The 16,634-nt window shown below is 61.7% G+C and carries 12 protein-coding genes and 1 other RNA gene; 8 read left to right on the forward strand and 5 right to left on the reverse strand.

The window, feature by feature from the left end; all coding sequences use genetic code 11:
• Positions 1–123: 123 nt before the first annotated feature.
• From ABQ137_RS03270 to ABQ137_RS03285, 4 genes are all read right to left on the reverse strand, one after another.
• Positions 124–747, reverse strand: coding sequence for an HAD hydrolase-like protein (locus ABQ137_RS03270; RefSeq protein WP_184515831.1), 624 nt, complete (start codon positions 745–747; stop codon positions 124–126).
• 239 nt (positions 748–986) lie between these two features.
• The gene (locus tag ABQ137_RS03275) at positions 987–1,406 is read right to left on the reverse strand and encodes an STAS domain-containing protein (protein WP_184515834.1); all 420 of its coding nucleotides are present in this window, start codon (positions 1,404–1,406) and stop codon (positions 987–989) included.
• Positions 1,403–1,834, reverse strand: coding sequence for an ATP-binding protein (locus ABQ137_RS03280; protein WP_039523217.1), 432 nt, complete (start codon positions 1,832–1,834; stop codon positions 1,403–1,405). Before ABQ137_RS03280 ends, ABQ137_RS03275 begins: the two co-directional genes overlap by 4 nt.
• Positions 1,834–3,783, reverse strand: coding sequence for a SpoIIE family protein phosphatase (locus ABQ137_RS03285; RefSeq protein ID WP_221439256.1), 1,950 nt, complete (start codon positions 3,781–3,783; stop codon positions 1,834–1,836). The genes ABQ137_RS03280 and ABQ137_RS03285 overlap by 1 nt, the downstream gene beginning before the upstream one ends.
• Positions 3,784–4,079: 296 nt before the next feature.
• On the opposite strand from ABQ137_RS03285, the gene ABQ137_RS03290 reads away from it, so the two are divergent.
• The 8 genes from ABQ137_RS03290 to ABQ137_RS03325 all read left to right on the forward strand — a co-directional run bounded on the left by ABQ137_RS03290 (position 4,080) and on the right by ABQ137_RS03325 (position 14,558).
• Complete coding sequence (locus tag ABQ137_RS03290) at positions 4,080–4,679, forward strand: hypothetical protein (RefSeq protein WP_047126145.1); 600 nt, start codon at positions 4,080–4,082, stop codon at positions 4,677–4,679.
• Positions 4,676–5,998 (forward strand): XVIPCD domain-containing protein, encoded by a 1,323-nt coding sequence (locus ABQ137_RS03295; RefSeq protein ID WP_102250910.1) that lies wholly within the window; start codon positions 4,676–4,678, stop codon positions 5,996–5,998. The genes ABQ137_RS03290 and ABQ137_RS03295 overlap by 4 nt, the downstream gene beginning before the upstream one ends.
• Before the next feature lie 85 nt (positions 5,999–6,083).
• A non-coding RNA gene (locus tag ABQ137_RS03300) (sX9 sRNA) lies at positions 6,084–6,159 on the forward strand.
• A gap of 822 nt (positions 6,160–6,981) precedes the next feature.
• Positions 6,982–7,983 carry an arabinogalactan endo-1,4-beta-galactosidase gene (locus ABQ137_RS03305; RefSeq protein WP_039531138.1) on the forward strand — a complete coding sequence of 334 codons (1,002 nt, stop codon included), beginning with the start codon at positions 6,982–6,984 and terminating at the stop codon, positions 7,981–7,983.
• A 397-nt stretch (positions 7,984–8,380) separates the two neighbouring features.
• On the forward strand, positions 8,381–11,068 hold the full coding sequence (gene aceE / locus ABQ137_RS03310) for a pyruvate dehydrogenase (acetyl-transferring), homodimeric type (protein ID WP_024937855.1): 2,688 nt from the start codon (positions 8,381–8,383) through the stop codon (positions 11,066–11,068).
• Between the two features lie 220 nt (positions 11,069–11,288).
• The gene (locus ABQ137_RS03315; RefSeq protein WP_184515840.1) at positions 11,289–12,479 is read left to right on the forward strand and encodes a DUF262 domain-containing protein; all 1,191 of its coding nucleotides are present in this window, start codon (positions 11,289–11,291) and stop codon (positions 12,477–12,479) included.
• Positions 12,476–13,576, forward strand: a complete 1,101-nt coding sequence (locus ABQ137_RS03320) for a DUF3696 domain-containing protein (RefSeq protein WP_184515843.1) — start codon at positions 12,476–12,478, stop codon at positions 13,574–13,576. Before ABQ137_RS03315 ends, ABQ137_RS03320 begins: the two co-directional genes overlap by 4 nt.
• Complete coding sequence (locus ABQ137_RS03325) at positions 13,560–14,558, forward strand: hypothetical protein (protein ID WP_349781160.1); 999 nt, start codon at positions 13,560–13,562, stop codon at positions 14,556–14,558. The genes ABQ137_RS03320 and ABQ137_RS03325 overlap by 17 nt, the downstream gene beginning before the upstream one ends.
• A 665-nt stretch (positions 14,559–15,223) precedes the next feature.
• On the opposite strand, the gene ABQ137_RS03330 is transcribed toward ABQ137_RS03325, so the two are convergent.
• Positions 15,224–16,498, reverse strand: coding sequence for a hypothetical protein (locus ABQ137_RS03330; protein WP_184515850.1), 1,275 nt, complete (start codon positions 16,496–16,498; stop codon positions 15,224–15,226).
• Positions 16,499–16,634: the final 136 nt, after the last annotated feature.

Raw genomic sequence — 16,634 nt, forward strand, 5'->3', positions numbered from 1 at the left:
CCGAGAGCGCACGTCCCTTCTCCCATCAGGAGAAGGTGCCCGAAGGGCGGATGAGGATACGTGCGCACGCAGCACCGGGACGCTTCTCGCTCCTGCGAATCCCCAATCCCCAATCCCCACCGCCTACTTCCCGCCCAACGCAAGCAAGTCATCCACGCGTTCGATCAACCGCGTCTCAGCCAAGCCGACAAACACGTTCGGATGCGCATAGCCCCAGGCCACCGCGGCAAACGGCAGACCCACCACTTGCGCCGCCTCCCAGTCGGCGACCTGGTCGCCCACGTACACCGCCTGCGCTGCGGTATGCCCGGTGCTGCGCAACACGCGACGCAAGGCGCGCTGTTTGCCCAGCAGATGCGCACCGCCGTCGATCACTGCGAACTTCGCGCTCAGCTCCTCGCCCAGCGCGCGCTGCACATTCTCCACCGAGTTGGACGACACCAGGGCCAGGCAGGTGCCGCGGGCGTGCAGGGTCTGCAGCACCTCGGCAATGCCGTCGAACAAGGCCATCGGCGGGGCGGCGCGCATCAGGCGGATGAAGTCGGCAGCCACCAGCGGGATGCGCCAGCTGCTCAGGCCCGATTGCTTGAGCAGCTGGCGGGTGCTCAGGCGGCGTGCGGCGTCCACTTCATGCGCTTGCGCCGCGCGGAAGCCGTGCCGCTCGGCCAGTACGCGCTGCGTGCTCAGAAAGAAACCGAACGAGTCGGCCAGGGTGCCGTCGAAATCGAAGATGATCAGCTTAGGCATCGCAACGCAGGGATCTTGGCGCCATAGCCTAACCATTGCTGCACACGCGCCGTACGCAGACACGCCACCGATGTGCGCGCAGGCGAGGTGGCGCCGCAAAGCGATCGGCACAACCACTGCAATCATCGCCGGACGGTGCGCGTCCGATGACGGGGGCGGCATGTACCACGCGTATCCTTCTGCCGAGCGCGCCGCCTACATCCAGCCGGCGCCGGTTCGCGGTGCGGCGCTGGCCGCACTCAGGCCTCGGCGAAATGCGGCACGATCGGCGTATCGCCTTGCGCATGCTGTTCGATGACCTTGCGCTGCATCGCCGCCAGGTAGGCATCCAGTTCTTCGGTGGAGGCGAAGACATCGCTCAGCGGCACTGCCTTGACCATGTCGAAGACCTTGCGGATCTGCGGCTGCGGGTTGGTCACCAGCACCTTGCCCTGGCGCGTGGCCAGTGCCTTGCGCGCCTTGAAGATGCAGCGGATGCCGGCGCTGGAGATGTATTCCAGCGCGTTCAGGTCCAGCACCAGCGTGGTGATCAGGGTGCCCAGCAGCGGTGACAGCGCCGCGTCCAGATCCTGGTAGGTGTGGGTGTCCAGGCGCCCGGTCAGGATGACGCGTTGACGGGTGTCCTGCGGCGGGTCGATCTGAATGGCGAGCGTGGTCATGACAGTGCCTCGGGGACGGGGGCGTACGGGTGGAGCAGGGTGACGCGCACCACGTTGTATGCACCATCGCGGCGGTAGTCGATGTGATCGGCGAACTGATGCACCAGGAACAGCCCCAGCCCACCGATCGCGCGCTCGTCGAGCTCGGCACTCAGGTCCGGCATCGCGGCGGTGCTGGGGTCGAAGGCGCTGCCGGGGTCGTGCATCTCCAGCACCAGCGCCTGCGGGTCCAGCTGCAGTTGCAGGCGCAGCGGCTGCTCGGCGCACTGGCCGTGGGTGAGCGCATTGCAGCCGAGCTCTTCCACGATCAGCCGCACCTGGCCGATGCGCTCGGCGTGCAGGCCTTCCAGCGTGAGCGAGTGTTCCAGCGCGTCGTTGGCGCCGGCCAGCTGGGCCAGCGAGGGCGCGATGGCCAGGTCGAGCTTCATCAGGTCGTTGCCTTTCCGGGGGCGTCCCGGCCAGCGTCTGCGACCCGCCCAGCATGCTCCTGGCGCAGCCGGATCGCCAGCAGGGTGATGTCGTCGTACGGGTCGGCCTGGCCGGTGAAGTGGGCGATGTTGGCGATCACCGCCTTGCACTGCGCCGCCGCGCTGCGGCGTGGCCGCAAGGCGCCGAGCAGGCGCTCCAGCCCGTAGCTGGCGCCCTGCTCGTCCATCGCCTCGGTCACCCCGTCGGTATAGCCCAGCAGCGTCTGCCCGGCGCTCATGCGGCCCTGCAGCACCGGGTAGGCCACCTGCGGCTCGATCCCCAGCGGCGCGCCGGTGTCCAGCGGCAACGGCCGCGCGCTGCCGTCGATGTCGATCAGCACCGGCGGCTCGTGGCCGGCACTGGCCAGCCAGTAGTCGCCGCTCACCACGTTGATCACCCCGCACAGCACCGTGGCGAACATGCAGGTGTCGTTGTTTTCCGCCAGCCGCGTGGAGGCGGCGATCAGGATGCTGTCCGGGCGCGTATGCCGGCGCGCGGCGATTTCCAGCACGCTCACCGCGCGCGCCATGAACAGGGCGGCCGGCACGCCCTTGTCGGACACATCGCCCACCACAAACCACAGCAGCCCCGGCTCGGTCTCGACGAAGTGGTAGAAGTCGCCGCCCACCGCCTTGGCCGGTTCCAGCCAGGCGCAGGTTTCCAGATGCGAACTGGCGCGGTCGAAGGTGCGCCCGGAGGGCAGCATCGCCTGCTGGATCTCGCGCGCAATCTGCAGCTCGCTGTGCATGCGCTCGCGCGCGGCGGTCATCTCGCCGATCTGCGCGATGTGGTCGCGGATCGCATCGCGCGCGCTGTCGAACGCACGCGCCATCACGCCCACCTCGTCGCGGCGTTCGATGTGCTGCAGCGGGTATGCGAATTCGCCACGGCGAAAGTGCTCGGCGGTATCGGTCAATTCCTCGATCGGGCGCGTCAGCTTGCGCGTGATCCGCCCCATCAGCCACCACCACACCACCGCGCCCAGCAACGCCGCCAGCGCCACCCACGCGGCCAGCCAGTTCAGGCCCGCCAGCACATAGCCCTCCGAGGCGGACAGCACAAAGGTCCAGCCGCTGCGCCCCACCGTTGCGCTATGGGTCAAAAAGCGCTCGCCATCCGGTGCGGTGTGCGCAAACGAGATCGGCTGGCCCGCCGCCACCGCGCGCTGCAACGGCAGCAGGTCGGGCCGCGAATGCGCCACGTAGCGCTCCAGCGTGTAACGCAGGTTGAGCGCCGGGTCGGGGCTGAACACCAGCATGCCCTCGGGCGACAGCAGCATCGGCTGGATGCCGATGTCGCGCGGCAGCTGGTCGATGATCTCGCGCAGGTGCTGCAGCGGCAGGTCCACGCTGACCATGCCCACCGGCGCGGCATCCACCGCATCGCCCGGGCGGCGCAACGGCAGGTTGTAGCTGGTGTACAGCGCGTTGCCGCCATTGGCGTTGAGGTACGGCTCTGACCACCACGCGCGGCCTTCGCGCTGGGTGCGCAGATACCACGGCATCGCGCGGTAGTCGTAGCCCAGGTCCTGCACCGATTTCTCCAGCACGCGCGTGCCGTCGCGATGCACGTACCAGACAAACCCAGTGTCGCGCGCCTTCTGCGTGCGCGGCTCGATGATCAATCGCGCCGCACCGATATCCGGGTCGCCGCTGAGCGTGGCCAGCAGCAGCGCGCGCAGATTGAACGGCTGCAGCCCCACCGCGCTGCTGCTGGCCGCCAGCGTGCGGCCGCTCACCTGCACCGAGTCGAGCATCGCCGCCAGGCTGCGCGCGGTCTGCTCGGTCAGGCCATCCACCTCGGTGCGCGCTGCCTCCACCAACTCGGCGCGTGCGCCCAGGTAGAACACCGTGCCCAGCAACGCCAGCAACACCACCAGCACGGCGGTAGCGGCCAGCAACACGCGCATGCGCAGGCTGTGCCGCCAGTGCACCCGCGGGGTGACGGCCACGCGGTCGGCTGGCGATGTGGGACCCGTGGCGATGGCGCGCTTCCGTGGCGGCGGATGGCCCGATCATGGCAGTTTTGCGGCCGCCGGCAACCGGCTCACGGCCGCCTCATCCTCAGCTGCCGTAAATTGACCCCAGCGGGTCAAGCAAACTAGATTGACTCCCCCTATCGCCATGGAGGCCGGCCTTGCGCCAGATTCTGACCCCGAGCCTGCTGGCCCTTTTGCTTACGGCCTGTAACGCCCCGGAGACCAGCATGACCCAGACCCAATCCCCCGCAACCGAGGCCGCCGCAGAAGCCGACGTCGAGGCCGGTGGCCGCGGCCTTGCCAAGTTGAATCCCAACCCGCGCAAGGCCTACGAGGTCACGCTGACGCTGGACAAGGCGCCCGGCGCCTTCGGATTGGTGCAGGGCGCGGCGCAATACGACGTCAGCAACGAAGCCGAATGCGGCAAGATCCAGCCCGAAACCGGCACCGCCGGGCGCATCACCAGCCAGGAAGACTTCGCACTCAAGAAGATTTCCGACACCGAGTACCGCGGCACCGTCTATCTGGACCTGATGCAGGACGAGGACTATTACGGCCGCGGCGTCTGCCACTGGGAATTCAGCGGTGCCAGCGTGCTGCTGAAGGCCACCGGCGCAGAGGAAGAGACCCGCTTCCTGTCGTTTATCGAAGGCAAGACGGTGACTGCGCAGCAGCCACAGACGAAGTACTACTGGAAGGAGGGGTATCCGCGCTCGGAGTCCAAGAGCTTTCCGGACACCGGTGAGCTGAGCCCGGACAAATTCAAGCCGGAAATCCGCGACAATCTCTTCACCATCACATTGGCTGCCAAGGAAGTTGCGCCATGAGCATCCCATCGCCGCACTATGCGGGCTTGTCGGAAGATGTCTACAAGGATCGCGCCGTCGGCCGGCGCGCGCCAGGTCAGGAAGAAATCGTCGTGGTCGAGGGGCAGCGTTATGCGGTTCTCGACCACGTCAACAACAAGGCCACCGGCTATCAAGGCACCATCTACCGGCGTGAAGGCAGCGGCGACATCGTGGTCGCCCATCGCGGCACCGAGGGCGCGGTCAAGGACATTCTCACCGATGCGACCATGGTCACCTCGCGGACCAATCCGCAGGCAGCCGACGCGCTCGCGCTGACCAAAAACGCGATGGACATTGCCAAGGACGTCGGCAAGCGAACCGGGCACCAACCCGAAGTCACCGTCACCGGCCACTCCCTGGGCGGTGCGCTTGCGCAGGTCTCCGCGCACCATTACGACCTCAAGGGCGAAACCTTCAACGCCTACGGTGCAGCCAGCCTGAGTTACCGCATTCCCGAAGGCGGCAACAGCGTGATCAACCACGTGATGGCGTCAGACCCGGTCAGCGCGGCCTCGCCGCATTTCGGGCAGGTGCGCATCTACGCCAAGCCAGATGAAATCGCCACGTTGAGCGGCGCCGGTTACAGCAACAGCAAGGCCAATTTCCTGATTCCCGACTACCCGCTGGTGGCGGCCGGCGGTTCGCTGGGCGCGCACAAGCTGGGCAACTTCCTGGGCGAACATTCGGCGCTCACCGACCCTAACGCGCGTCCGCTTGCCGAAAAGAACGCGCGCATGATCGACGAATACCGCAGCGATGTGGACGGGCTGCGCACCGGCACCACCATCCTGACGCGCAGCGCGCGCGGCCTCGGCCAGGACGCCATCGACGCCATCCGCGGCCCGCTCGCTCCGGGCGAGCCTGCCAAGCGCGACGCGCGCGAGCACGGCAACGAGCACACCTCGCTGCGTATCGACCAACCGGGGCATGTGGGCAATGCCCTGTTCCAGGACGCGCAGCGTGGCGTGCACGCACAGGACGCACGTGCAGGGCGCGCGCCCGACCAGCAAAGCGCCCAGTTGTCCGGCTCGCTCGCCTCGGAAATGCACGCCGCCGGCGGCCAGCGCATCGACGCGGTGATGATGAGCCCCGATGCCGCACGCACCTTCGCCGTGCAGGGCCGTGTGGACGACCCCGCGCAGCTGCGTGTCAGCGTGGAAACCATGACCGCCATGAACACCCCGCTGGAGCAGAGCAGCCAGCGGGTGGCCGACAACGCCGCACGCCAAGCGGTGGCGCTGGAGCAGCAGCAAACCCAGACCCAGCAACAACAGCAGGGCGCACGCGCGCTGGGCTGAGCGCGCTCATGCATGCGTGGCGTTGGGCAGCCGACAAAACGGCTGCGCAGCCGGCAGGTGGGCGCGGCCGTTGCCCGGAATCGGGATGGACCAAGGGTTCACTGCAGTGCCGGGCGCGCCAGCCGCACCATCTGACGGCCGCTCGCTACGCGCTGGGAGTCGCGCTTGATGCGGTGACTGCGCCCGACCCGCAGGGCTGACGCGGCGACGCGTCGATCTGCCAACTGCCGCCATCGAGTGGCGTGTAAGAAAAACGCCGGCTTACCCGGCGTTTTTCGTTTCGGTCGCTGCCCATCCATGGACGCGAGCGTATCGAGTGCGCCGAGCGGGCAGGGCAGCAGGAAGGCGGGCGGTCTTCACCCGTCGGGCTGCTGCTGTCGAGCTGGAGTCGCACTTTGCCGCGCAGCGCCGGTGACGGTGATCGAGCCGGGTTGGTCGTTCCAGAATCAGCTGTTAGCCACAGCCACAGCCACGGAGCCGCAGTCACGCAGCCGCAGTCACAGCGCAGCCGCTGCGCGCGGTGAGCGGTGAGCTGCGTGCGTACGGCGATGGTGTGCGCTTCCAGCAACGCGCCCCGGTGCCGGGAAGCCCGCAGCACGTCGCCGCACCGCATCGCATCGAGCCCAGGTCTGCTTGTGCTGCCCTAACAGTCGACCACGCCTGTCACCTCTGCGACGGATCGCCAGTGACAGACCCGCTGCGCACTACCGCGCCGGTTTTCTGTTGCACCCGCACAACAACGCGCTGGCGAAAATATCGCCAGTTCGCTGGCGCAAGGCGTTTGCCGCCGCGAGATATGCCGCAACCACGCAGCAGCTATAGCGGGCGCGACCGCATTGCGCCGCCGTGCTGCAATCGCCACCGTTTCGCGGCGTGTCTGGCCGCTGCGGGCGGCGCCACATCGCCACAGGCACGCGGCGAATTCAGGGGGATCAGGCAGGGCGCCATGTGGCGCGACATCCATCGATCAAGGGAGAGGGTTCATGCACGTTTTTCGCAAGGGGTACCACCGTTTGCTGCTGGTGCTGTTGCTGGGTGGCCTCAGCGCCGGCGCCGGCGCGCAGGGCATCGCCAAGGGCGCCGATGTCAGCTGGCTCAACCAGCAGGCCGCCGCCAACCCGCCGCAGGTGTTTCGCGATGCGGCCGGCAACACCACCGACTTCATCAAGCTGTTCAAGGATGTGGGTGGCAACGCCATCCGCCTGCGCGTGTGGGTCAACCCGTCCGGCGGCTGGAACGATGGCCGTGACACCCTGGACAAGGCCAAGCGCGCCGCCGCGCAGGGCATGCGCATCATGATCGACTTCCACTACAGCGACAGCTGGGCCGACCCCGGCAAGCAGACCAAGCCGGCCGCCTGGGCGGGCCACTCCGTCGCCCAGCTCAATACCGATGTCTACAGCCACACCCAGGGCATCCTCAAATACCTCAAGGACAACGGCATCACCGTCAGCTGGGTGCAGGTGGGCAACGAGATCAACAGCGGCATGCTGTGGAACGAGGGCAAGACGCCCAACTTCGCCACGCTGGGCCAGTTCATCAATAGCGGCTACAACGCCACCAAGGCGGTGTACCCCAACGCCAAGGTCATCGTGCACCTGGCCAACGGCTACGACAACGCCAACTTCCGCTGGTTCTTCGACAACCTGCGCTCGGCCGGCGGCAAGTGGGACGTCATCGGCATGTCGCATTACCCGCCGGTCGGCAGCTGGCAGGACTACAACAACCGCCTGGACACCAACATGCGCGACATGATCTCCCGCTACGGCAGCGACGTGATCGTGGCCGAGGTCGGCATGGACTGGCAGCAGGCCGCCACCACCCGCGCCATGCTCACCAACCTGCTCAGCCGCAGTAGCGCCATCGGATCGCGCGTGCTCGGCATCTTCTACTGGGAGCCCAACGCCTACCCCGGCTGGCAGGGCTACACCATGGGCGCGGTCAACAACAACGGCCAGCTGACCGAAGCGCTACAAGCGTTCTGACCACCCGACCGCGGTAGGAGCGCACCCGGGCGCGACGGGCTTTACCGATAACGCCCCTCGCGCCCAGGTGCGCTCCTACAGAGCGCCAGGCACGTACGCGCGCACCCGGGCGCGACGGGCTTTGCCGGTAACGCCTCTCGCGCCCAGGTGCGCTCCTACGGGGCAGGCGTGTCGGTCCATTCCGGCCGGTGGCCCTTATCCTTTGGTCGTATACCGGCAGCGCCCGCTGCACCGGATCGTCGTCCCAGCCGGCATCGGTACCCCACCCGCGCACAACACCGTCCCATTCCATACGCACCCGTAGCGAGGAATGGCAACAGGTGCGTGCGGTACACTTGGGGGTTCACGAATTCACGATGTCGACACACCCGCGGGGTGTGTCCCCCCGGGAGCGCTAATGAACTGGTTGAACGAAGTGCTGCACAACGATCCGAACCCGCTTGAGACGCAGGAGTGGCTCGAATCGATCAAGGCCGTCATCGACGTCGAAGGCCCGGAGCGCGCCCATCAGCTGCTGGAAGGCATGGTCGAACAGACCCGCCGCGCCGGCGCTTACCTGCCGTTCTCGCCCACCACCGAGTACGTCAACACCATCGCACCGGCCAACGAGGCCAAGAACCCCGGCGACTCCGCGCTGGAGTGGAAGATCCGCTCGATCATCCGCTGGAACGCCATGGCCACCGTCGTGCGGGCCAACCGCAAGCCGGGCGACCTGGGCGGCCACATCGCCTCGTTCGCCTCCAGCGCCACGCTGTACGACGTGGGCTTCAACCACTTCTGGCGCGCGCCCAGCGACCAGCACCCGGGCGATCTGCTGTTCATCCAGGGCCATAGCGCCCCGGGCGTGTACGCCCGCGCCTTCCTGGAAGGCCGCATCAGCGAAGCCCAGCTGGACAACTTCCGCATGGAAGTGGACGGCCAGGGCATCTCCTCCTACCCGCACCCGTGGCTGATGCCCGAGTTCTGGCAGACCCCTACCGTGTCGATGGGCCTGGGCCCGCTGGCCGCCATCTACCAGGCGCAGTTCATGCGCTACCTGGAAAACCGCGGCCTGATCGAGAAGTCCGACCGCAAGGTGTGGTGCTTCATCGGCGACGGCGAGAGCGACGAGCCGGAAACCCTCGGCGCCATTGCGCTGGCCGGCCGCGAAGGCCTGGACAACCTGATCTTCGTGGTCAACTGCAACCTGCAGCGCCTGGACGGCCCGGTGCGCGGCAACGGCAAGATCATCCAGGAACTGGAAGGCGTGTTCCGTGGCGGCGGCTGGAACGTCATCAAGCTGCTGTGGGGCGGCTACTGGGACGCCCTGCTGGCCAAGGACACCGACGGTGTGCTGCGCAAGCTGATGATGGAAACCGTCGACGGCGAATACCAGAACTGCAAGGCCTTCGGCGGCGCCTACACGCGCGCCAACTTCTTCGGCAAGTACCCGGAGACCGCGGCCATGGTCGCCGGCCTGTCCGACGACGACATCTGGCGCCTGAACCGTGGCGGCCACGACCCGCACAAGGTGTACGCCGCCTACCACCAGGCCGTGAACACCAAGGGCATGCCCACCGTGATCCTGGCCAAGACGGTCAAGGGCTACGGCATGGGCTCGGCCGGTGAGGCGCTCAACCCCACCCACCAGACCAAGAAGCTGGACGACGCGGCGGTCAAGCACTTCCGCGACCGCTTCAACATCCCGGTGACCGACGCCCAGCTGGAAGACGGCCAGGTGCCGTTCTACCACCCCGGCGAAGATTCCCCGGAAGTGCAGTACCTCAAGGAGCGCCGCAACGTGCTGGGCGGCTTCCTGCCCTCGCGCCGTCCCAAGGCCAGCAAGTCGTTCGTGGCGCCCACGCTCGACAAGTTCGAGCGCCTGCTCAAGGACAGCGGCGAGCGCAGCTATTCCACCACCATGTCCTTCGTGCAGAGCCTCAACATCGCCCTGCGCGACAAGGAACTGGGCCCGCGCATCGTGCCGATCGTGGCCGATGAGGCGCGCACCTTCGGGATGGAAGGCATGTTCCGCCAGATCGGCATCTATGCCCCGTTCGGCCAGAAGTACAAGCCGGTCGATGCCGACCAGCTGATGTACTACCGCGAAGACCAGACCGGCCAGGTGCTGCAGCAGGGCATCAGCGAGCCGGGCGCCATCGCCTCGTGGATGGCCGCCGGCACCAGCTACTCGGTGTCCGACGTGCCGATGCTGCCGTTCTACATCTACTACTCCATGTTCGGCTTCCAGCGCGTGGGCGACATCGCCTGGCAGGCAGCGGACATGCGCACGCGTGGCTTTCTGCTCGGTGGTACCGCCGGCCGCACCACGCTCAATGGCGAAGGCCTGCAGCACGAAGACGGCTTCAGCCAGGTCATCGCCGGCTCCATCCCGAACGTGCGTAGCTACGACCCGACCTTCGGCTTCGAAGTCACCGTCATCATGCAGCACGGCATGAAGGCGATGATGGAAGACCAGATTGACGAGTACTACTACATCACCCTGATGAACGAGAACTACGCCCACCCCGGCATGCCGGACGGCGCAGCCGAGGGCATCATCAAGGGCATGTACCTGCTCAAGGACGCCGGCAAGCCCAAGAAGGGCGAGCTGCGCGTGCAGCTGCTGGGCAGCGGCACCATCCTGCGCGAGGCCATTGCCGCGGCCGAGCTGCTGGACAAGGACTTTGGCGTTACCGCCGACATCTGGTCCTGCCCCAGCCTCAACGAAGTGCGCCGCGACGGCTACGCCGTGGAACGCTGGAACCGCCTGCACCCGGAGGCCGAACAGCGCAAGCCCTACGTCACCCAGCTGCTGGAAGGCCGCCAGGGCCCGGCCATCGCCGCAACCGACTACGTGCGCGCCTTCGCCGACCAGATCCGCGCCTTCGTCCCGATGACCTACACCGTGCTCGGCACGGATGGGTTCGGTCGCTCGGATACGCGTGCCAACCTGCGTCGCTTCTTCGAGGTCGACCGCTACTACATCGCGCACGCGGCGATTGCCGCGCTGGCGAAGGATGGCAAGATGACCGGCAAGGATGTGGCCCGGGCGATCAAGCAGTACAAGATTGATCCTGAGAAGGCGAATCCTGTTGGGGTTTGATTGGGCCGGCGAAATAGGAGTGGCAAAGGCGGCCTTGTAGCCGCCTTTGCTTTTATGGGTACTTCGATCTCAAGTGGTTAGCAGGCGCGAGTTCATGTAGTTGACCAGCCGCACCTAGCGGCGCAACCTAATGTCAGGCAGGGTCAAAATTCTGCTCACTTCCCATACTGGCGCAATCGCGTAATGCATTGGCCGATGCACATCCTAATTATTGGACGCCATGTCAACCGAAAATTTGGACCAAGAAGACGAGAAATTACTGCCACCGGATGCCGTTGACGATGACGATACCGGTGGCGGGGCAGGCGAAATTCAACCTTGGAATCCGACTAAGATTCGGATTACTACTAAGAACTTTACTTTACGCGAAGTCGTTGAGCAGATCCGACAGGATGAAATCGATCTGTCGCCTGATTTTCAGCGAGAGTATGTGTGGAAACGGCGACAGCGCACAAGGTTGATTGAATCAATCTTGCTCGGGATTCCCTTGCCTGCCTTTTATTTCAACCAAGAGCACGACGCGACCTACCAAGTGGTCGATGGTGTACAGCGCCTTTCAACGATCTCCTTGTTCATGGGGAATGGGCATGAACTCAGTGGCTCGGATCTTGAGTACCTCAAGGATCTTGATGGCCTCACCTACGAGCAACTAGATCAGGCTTCGATGCGTCGTTTTCGAAGTGCGCAAATCGTGGTCCATATCATCGAGCCGCAGACGCCTGATGAAGTTAAGTACGACATTTTTGGTCGTGTCAATACGCTGGGCAGTCCCTTATCTACACAGGAGATAAGGCACGCAATGAGTAAGTCGCGATCCCGGAAATTCCTTTGCGAATTGACAGAACTCCGTGCATTCGACGATGCCACTGGGAATAATTTCCTCCGGCGCGATCGAGAAGATCCTTCCAAATGGGTGCGCGATACTGGTCGAATGATGAATCGTGAGTTAGTGCTGCGATTCTGTGCATTTCTTGATTTTGATGTGGACAGCTACAGGCAATTTGCAAGCCTAGATGCTTACTTGGCAGACTTCACCAAACGGCTCGATGAGCGGCCCGCGAGTAAGCCGGGACTTAGTCAAAGTTCATTGGATGAAATTCGGAAGAAATTTGAGGCGGCAATGATGTCCGCCTCATTTGTGCTTGGAAAGTACGCCTTTAGGCGTGTGACACCTCAAGCTAGCAAGCGCGGCCCAATCAATCGTGCTGTTTTCGAAGCGCAAGCTACAGCGCTTGCGAAGTTTCCTACTGAAGCTCTGCTAAGTAAAAAGAATAAAGTCATAAAAGAGCTAATAGATCTCTTTAATGACGATGAGTATGTGCGCTCTGTAACCGTAGGAACAGGGGATCCACGTCGAGTGCTGCATCGTTTATCCGCAACGCATGAGGCAGTCATAAGGGCGCTTTCGTGATTGATAATATTAGGATTAAAGGGTTTAAGCGCTTTAGTGATATTTCGCTGGCGATGAAGCCGCTGACAGTTTTGACAGGGTTGAATGGCGCCGGCAAAACATCAGTTGTCCATTCTTTGCTTTTAATGCGGGAAGCGACAAAAAGCCAAGCCGTAATGCTGGGTGGTCCTTTTAATCTCCAGCTCGGAACAGCAGAAGATATTGTGAACTGGAATTCCCTTGGTGGAATAGAATTTCAGGTGGAGGAAGGCGGCGCTCTGTTCGACTGGGTACTTGAATCTCCTGCCGATGAGTCGCGCTACCTAATGGCTTCTATCAGCCCTGATCCGCTGCCGTTTGCATTTCAGGCGATGCCCCGACGCTTTACTTACCTATCGGCCGAGCGCTTGGGGCCAAGAGGCAGTGTTGGTGCGTCTGCACTTCCGTCCGATGACCTTGAAGTTGGGGTACGCGGCGAGTACTCCGCCCAGATTATTGAGAGCACGGGCGGTAAGCCAGGATTTACAGATCGACGTCACCCAGACTCAAGCGAACTATCGCTATTAAAGTATGAGATCGAACGTTGGCTCGGTGAGCTTACCCGTCCATTGGCTATTGAGGCAGTTCATCATGAGGCTGCAGACGCTTATGCTTTGCGCTTTCAGGTCCCCACAAGTGGCCAATGGGTGCGTGCTCCCAATATGGGTTTCGGAGTTTCGTATGCATTGCCTGTGGTTGTTGCAGGTCTAACCGCTGCCAGTGGTGGCCTACTGCTTATCGAAAACCCTGAGGCACATTTGCACCCCGCCGGCCAGTCTAGGATGGGTGTTTTCCTCGCGTGGCTTGCGTCCAAAGGAGTTCAGGTTCTAGTTGAAACGCATTCGGATCACGTGCTAAATGGTATGCGTCGGGCTATAGCTGAGAATGATCTCCTTGCTGCCGAAAATGCCGTAGTTCAGTTCTTTGATGACTCGGAAGAAGTGGCAAAAGAGTTACACTTCACTGAGCGTGGTGGTGTCTCGCATTGGCCTGAAGGGTTCTTCGACCAGTATCAAATTGACGTTGCGGCACTCGGTCGCGTCCGTCGCGCAGGGGGAAGTAATGGCATTCGTCGTTGAAGGGGACGATTGGGATTTTCAGGGGAAGGCTCAGCATGAAGTTCTAGATGCATTAGACAAATTTTTTGAAAAGCTCGATCGCGCAGCGAGCGACAAAGTAAAAGTATGGTTCGGAGAAGACTTTAGCAGCCGTCCCATACTGGGGGGCAGTTCGATTTGGGACCTATGTGCTGAGGGTTTCGCTATAAGCATTCCGCCTGAGGTCTCTCAGGAACTCGCAGCTCATCTTGGTCGAGGGCTCTATTATGTCGATGAGCCCGATTGGCCAGCGGGTTTTCCGGAAGATGGGGTGATCTCGATCGACGGTGGGCCAGCTAGAGAGAATCTTGATGCTGCATGGGCCCACCATAATGTCCGCACGGGCAAAGCGGTTGCTTGCATTGGACTTTGGCGTAATGGGGTCTTCACGACGGCAACAAGTATGGGCATGACCAATCTTCACTGGCTTGGAGATGGACCCGCTGGGGCTGCAGAATTTTGGCAGGATGCGATTGATGTGGAGGGCAACTCGCTCGCTTCATTCGTGCGACTAGCGCCGAAGGCATATCCAAGGCTCTATTTCTTTGGAGGAGTGTTAGCGCAAGCCAATCAACTTGCAGGGGGGTACTACGCCAACTCGGCTGCCTTAAAACGACATCTAAAGATACTTGACGAAGCTGCCCATTGGGCATTCACCGCCGCTCCACCTGCGCTATCGCGTCACGAAGTGGCTGGGCCGCACGGTATCCATCCTACAAATCAGCTGATTGAGCGGCGATTCACAGCACTTACGCTAGACGTCTCTCCGGAAAATCCTAATGTCTATATCGATAGAAGGTGTCGGGAAGCTAGACAGATCACTATTGCAGGAAAAGGGTTCTACTGCGAGTGGCATTGCAAGCTAGAGCCGCACAGGAATCGTATCCATCTTCATGCTCCTGCTGCTGAAAGCGAAGGCAAGGTGGTTATCGCTTTTTTTGCCGAGCACCTTCCTTTGCCGTAGTTGAACTAACAAGGTCAGGTTTTAAGGTTTCCTTACGCTTTACTGCACCAGCGTCATTTGGAGTCGCACGGCTTGCAGTAATGTGCGCGAGCGTTTCAGCCAGCGTGCAATGACGGGGCAGCTTCACTTAGCATTCGATGTCGCTCGGTTTACGCTGCCGATGAGCGAGCTCTACGCCCGCAAAGCGACGGGTCTTGGCTTCGACCATCTCGCGGAAGGCGTGGCGGCCTAGGGCTCGCTGCTGCTGAGATAAAGACGGATGTTCAGTTCGTCAGACAGGATTTCATCGAGAAGGGCGCGGTAGGCCTTGGATAGCCAAACCGGGTCGCTTCAAGCGCAAGCCAACAGGGATGTCGCGTCAGTGTGGAATGCCCGCGTTGCCTAGATTGACTGGGCATCTTGACCGGCCATACGCCAAAGGATCATCTGTTGCGTGAGCGTGCATTATATATAAGAGCGGTAGCAGCGAAGTCCATAGTCAATGTTTGCAAAGGACTGATTGATAGTGCCTCCCCTGCACTGTGCCGAATAAGATCTTGATGAAAATTCAATGCCACCAAGCAATTGTACAAACCATCACATAAGTCTTTCGAAATTTTAGAATTCTACTAGTTTACCCGCCTGTAGGTGTTTGACTGATTCATTTGAAAACAACGTCATTTCTATCAAGTTGCTTGTTGAGCGTGATCAAGAATATCTTTTGCAGAAACAAGGACATAACCCGGCTTCGCTCGAAGCGCGTGGTTGTGCTTCTCTTCATTTGAGTGTACCAAGCCAAGAGTGCCCAGTAATCCACCAAGCGCAGAGACGGGGCCATCGGCAAGAAGACAGGCCGCACTCACTGCGAGGCCCAGAATTCCTGCAGAGTTTCGCCTAAGTGAGGGTGATCGCCTAGTTGCAGCGCTCAGTTCTGATCGAACTTCTGCGGCTTGCTCGCGTAGCTCCGCAACAATCTCTCTCCACTGATTGTCTGATCCTGGCAAATCATTTATGCCAGATAGACGACGTGCCATGAATTCACGCAGCTGCGGCAGAGCAACGCTTGCAGCATCGCGTAGCGATAACGTTTGCTCAATTGTAAGACTAGCAATCCACGGGAGTTCAGCGGTTCTGTTGGCCGCGAAGGCCATTAGCTCTGGCGACGTGAAGTGTACCCCGTCTGCGGATAGTAGAGCTGATATCCCGGTGGGAGAGTTTGAAAATACGCTACCTGAGGTCCATGCAGCGGCGCGCGCATCCCAAATGGTCGATCTGACCGCGTCATATACAAATGTCGATCGAAGATCTTCATCAGTCATTGTGCGGGTTGATTCACCCGAAAAATGTATGAAAAGAGCTGGTTCATATAGTGCGGTCAGATCAATGTGGCCCCCATCTTCATCGCGTTCAACCATCATCAGGTGACCAACCCTCGCGATCGCCTCATTGGTGAGATGTAACACTCTCTTGTCAAATTCATTCATGCAGGGAGCGCAAACTGACATGAAGGGGGACGTAAAGCAAAAAATCCCTGCCTCTATTAGTGGCTGCAAACGCTTCAGTACAGCGATATCAGCCGCAAGTCTGTATAGCTCGGCATTGGTTGGGCGCGATCTGAGTTCTAGTATGCGTTCGTAGAAGAAGTCATGAGCAGTGACCCTGTCAGACATCAACGCTACTGTTCGAGCAATCTGATCCGCATATCGAATCCGGCATTGCAATGCTTGACAAGCTCCTGTCGTGCCGAACAGATCGAGCCCTCCGCTCAGCACCGCCCTGAACTCCGGAGTGCTGCTGTCCATTCGCGGAAGAGGTTGCATAGAACCGAACTTCGTCTGATTTTTTAGGTCGCTAAGCATTGATTTTAGCTTTCTAAAAACCAAACGGGGATCCGAAAAATCGAAATTTTCGTTTAACAGCAGTGCTATATGTGCTGGCAGACCAGGCCTTGGATCAATCACGCGTAGCACCTGTAGTCAGTTTCCGATACCCGAAGTCTAAGACATTTCGTCGTTCCATTGGAGCGACGGGTTCAGGTTCACATATCAATCGAGAGTGCTAAGTTTGAAGGCAAAAGGGGACGGAGTTAATTAAGCA

Source organism: Xanthomonas sp. WHRI 8393, assembly GCF_040203315.1.
GTDB classification, from domain to species: Bacteria; Pseudomonadota; Gammaproteobacteria; order Xanthomonadales; family Xanthomonadaceae; genus Xanthomonas; species Xanthomonas arboricola.

What these genes read in the sequence shown, in the direction of transcription:
- ABQ137_RS03270 (WP_184515831.1), bottom strand. Translation starts at nt 747, where the DNA reads ATGCCTAAGCTGATCATCTTCGATTTCGACGGCACCCTGGCCGACTCG.
- ABQ137_RS03315 (WP_184515840.1), top strand. Translation starts at nt 11,289, where the DNA reads ATGTCAACCGAAAATTTGGACCAAGAAGACGAGAAATTACTGCCACCG.
- ABQ137_RS03305 (WP_039531138.1), top strand. Translation starts at nt 6,982, where the DNA reads ATGCACGTTTTTCGCAAGGGGTACCACCGTTTGCTGCTGGTGCTGTTG.
- ABQ137_RS03285 (WP_221439256.1), bottom strand. Translation starts at nt 3,783, where the DNA reads ATGCGCGTGTTGCTGGCCGCTACCGCCGTGCTGGTGGTGTTGCTGGCG.
- aceE (WP_024937855.1), top strand. Translation starts at nt 8,381, where the DNA reads ATGAACTGGTTGAACGAAGTGCTGCACAACGATCCGAACCCGCTTGAG.
- ABQ137_RS03325 (WP_349781160.1), top strand. Translation starts at nt 13,560, where the DNA reads ATGGCATTCGTCGTTGAAGGGGACGATTGGGATTTTCAGGGGAAGGCT.
- ABQ137_RS03290 (WP_047126145.1), top strand. Translation starts at nt 4,080, where the DNA reads ATGACCCAGACCCAATCCCCCGCAACCGAGGCCGCCGCAGAAGCCGAC.
- ABQ137_RS03295 (WP_102250910.1), top strand. Translation starts at nt 4,676, where the DNA reads ATGAGCATCCCATCGCCGCACTATGCGGGCTTGTCGGAAGATGTCTAC.
- ABQ137_RS03280 (WP_039523217.1), bottom strand. Translation starts at nt 1,834, where the DNA reads ATGAAGCTCGACCTGGCCATCGCGCCCTCGCTGGCCCAGCTGGCCGGC.
- ABQ137_RS03275 (WP_184515834.1), bottom strand. Translation starts at nt 1,406, where the DNA reads ATGACCACGCTCGCCATTCAGATCGACCCGCCGCAGGACACCCGTCAA.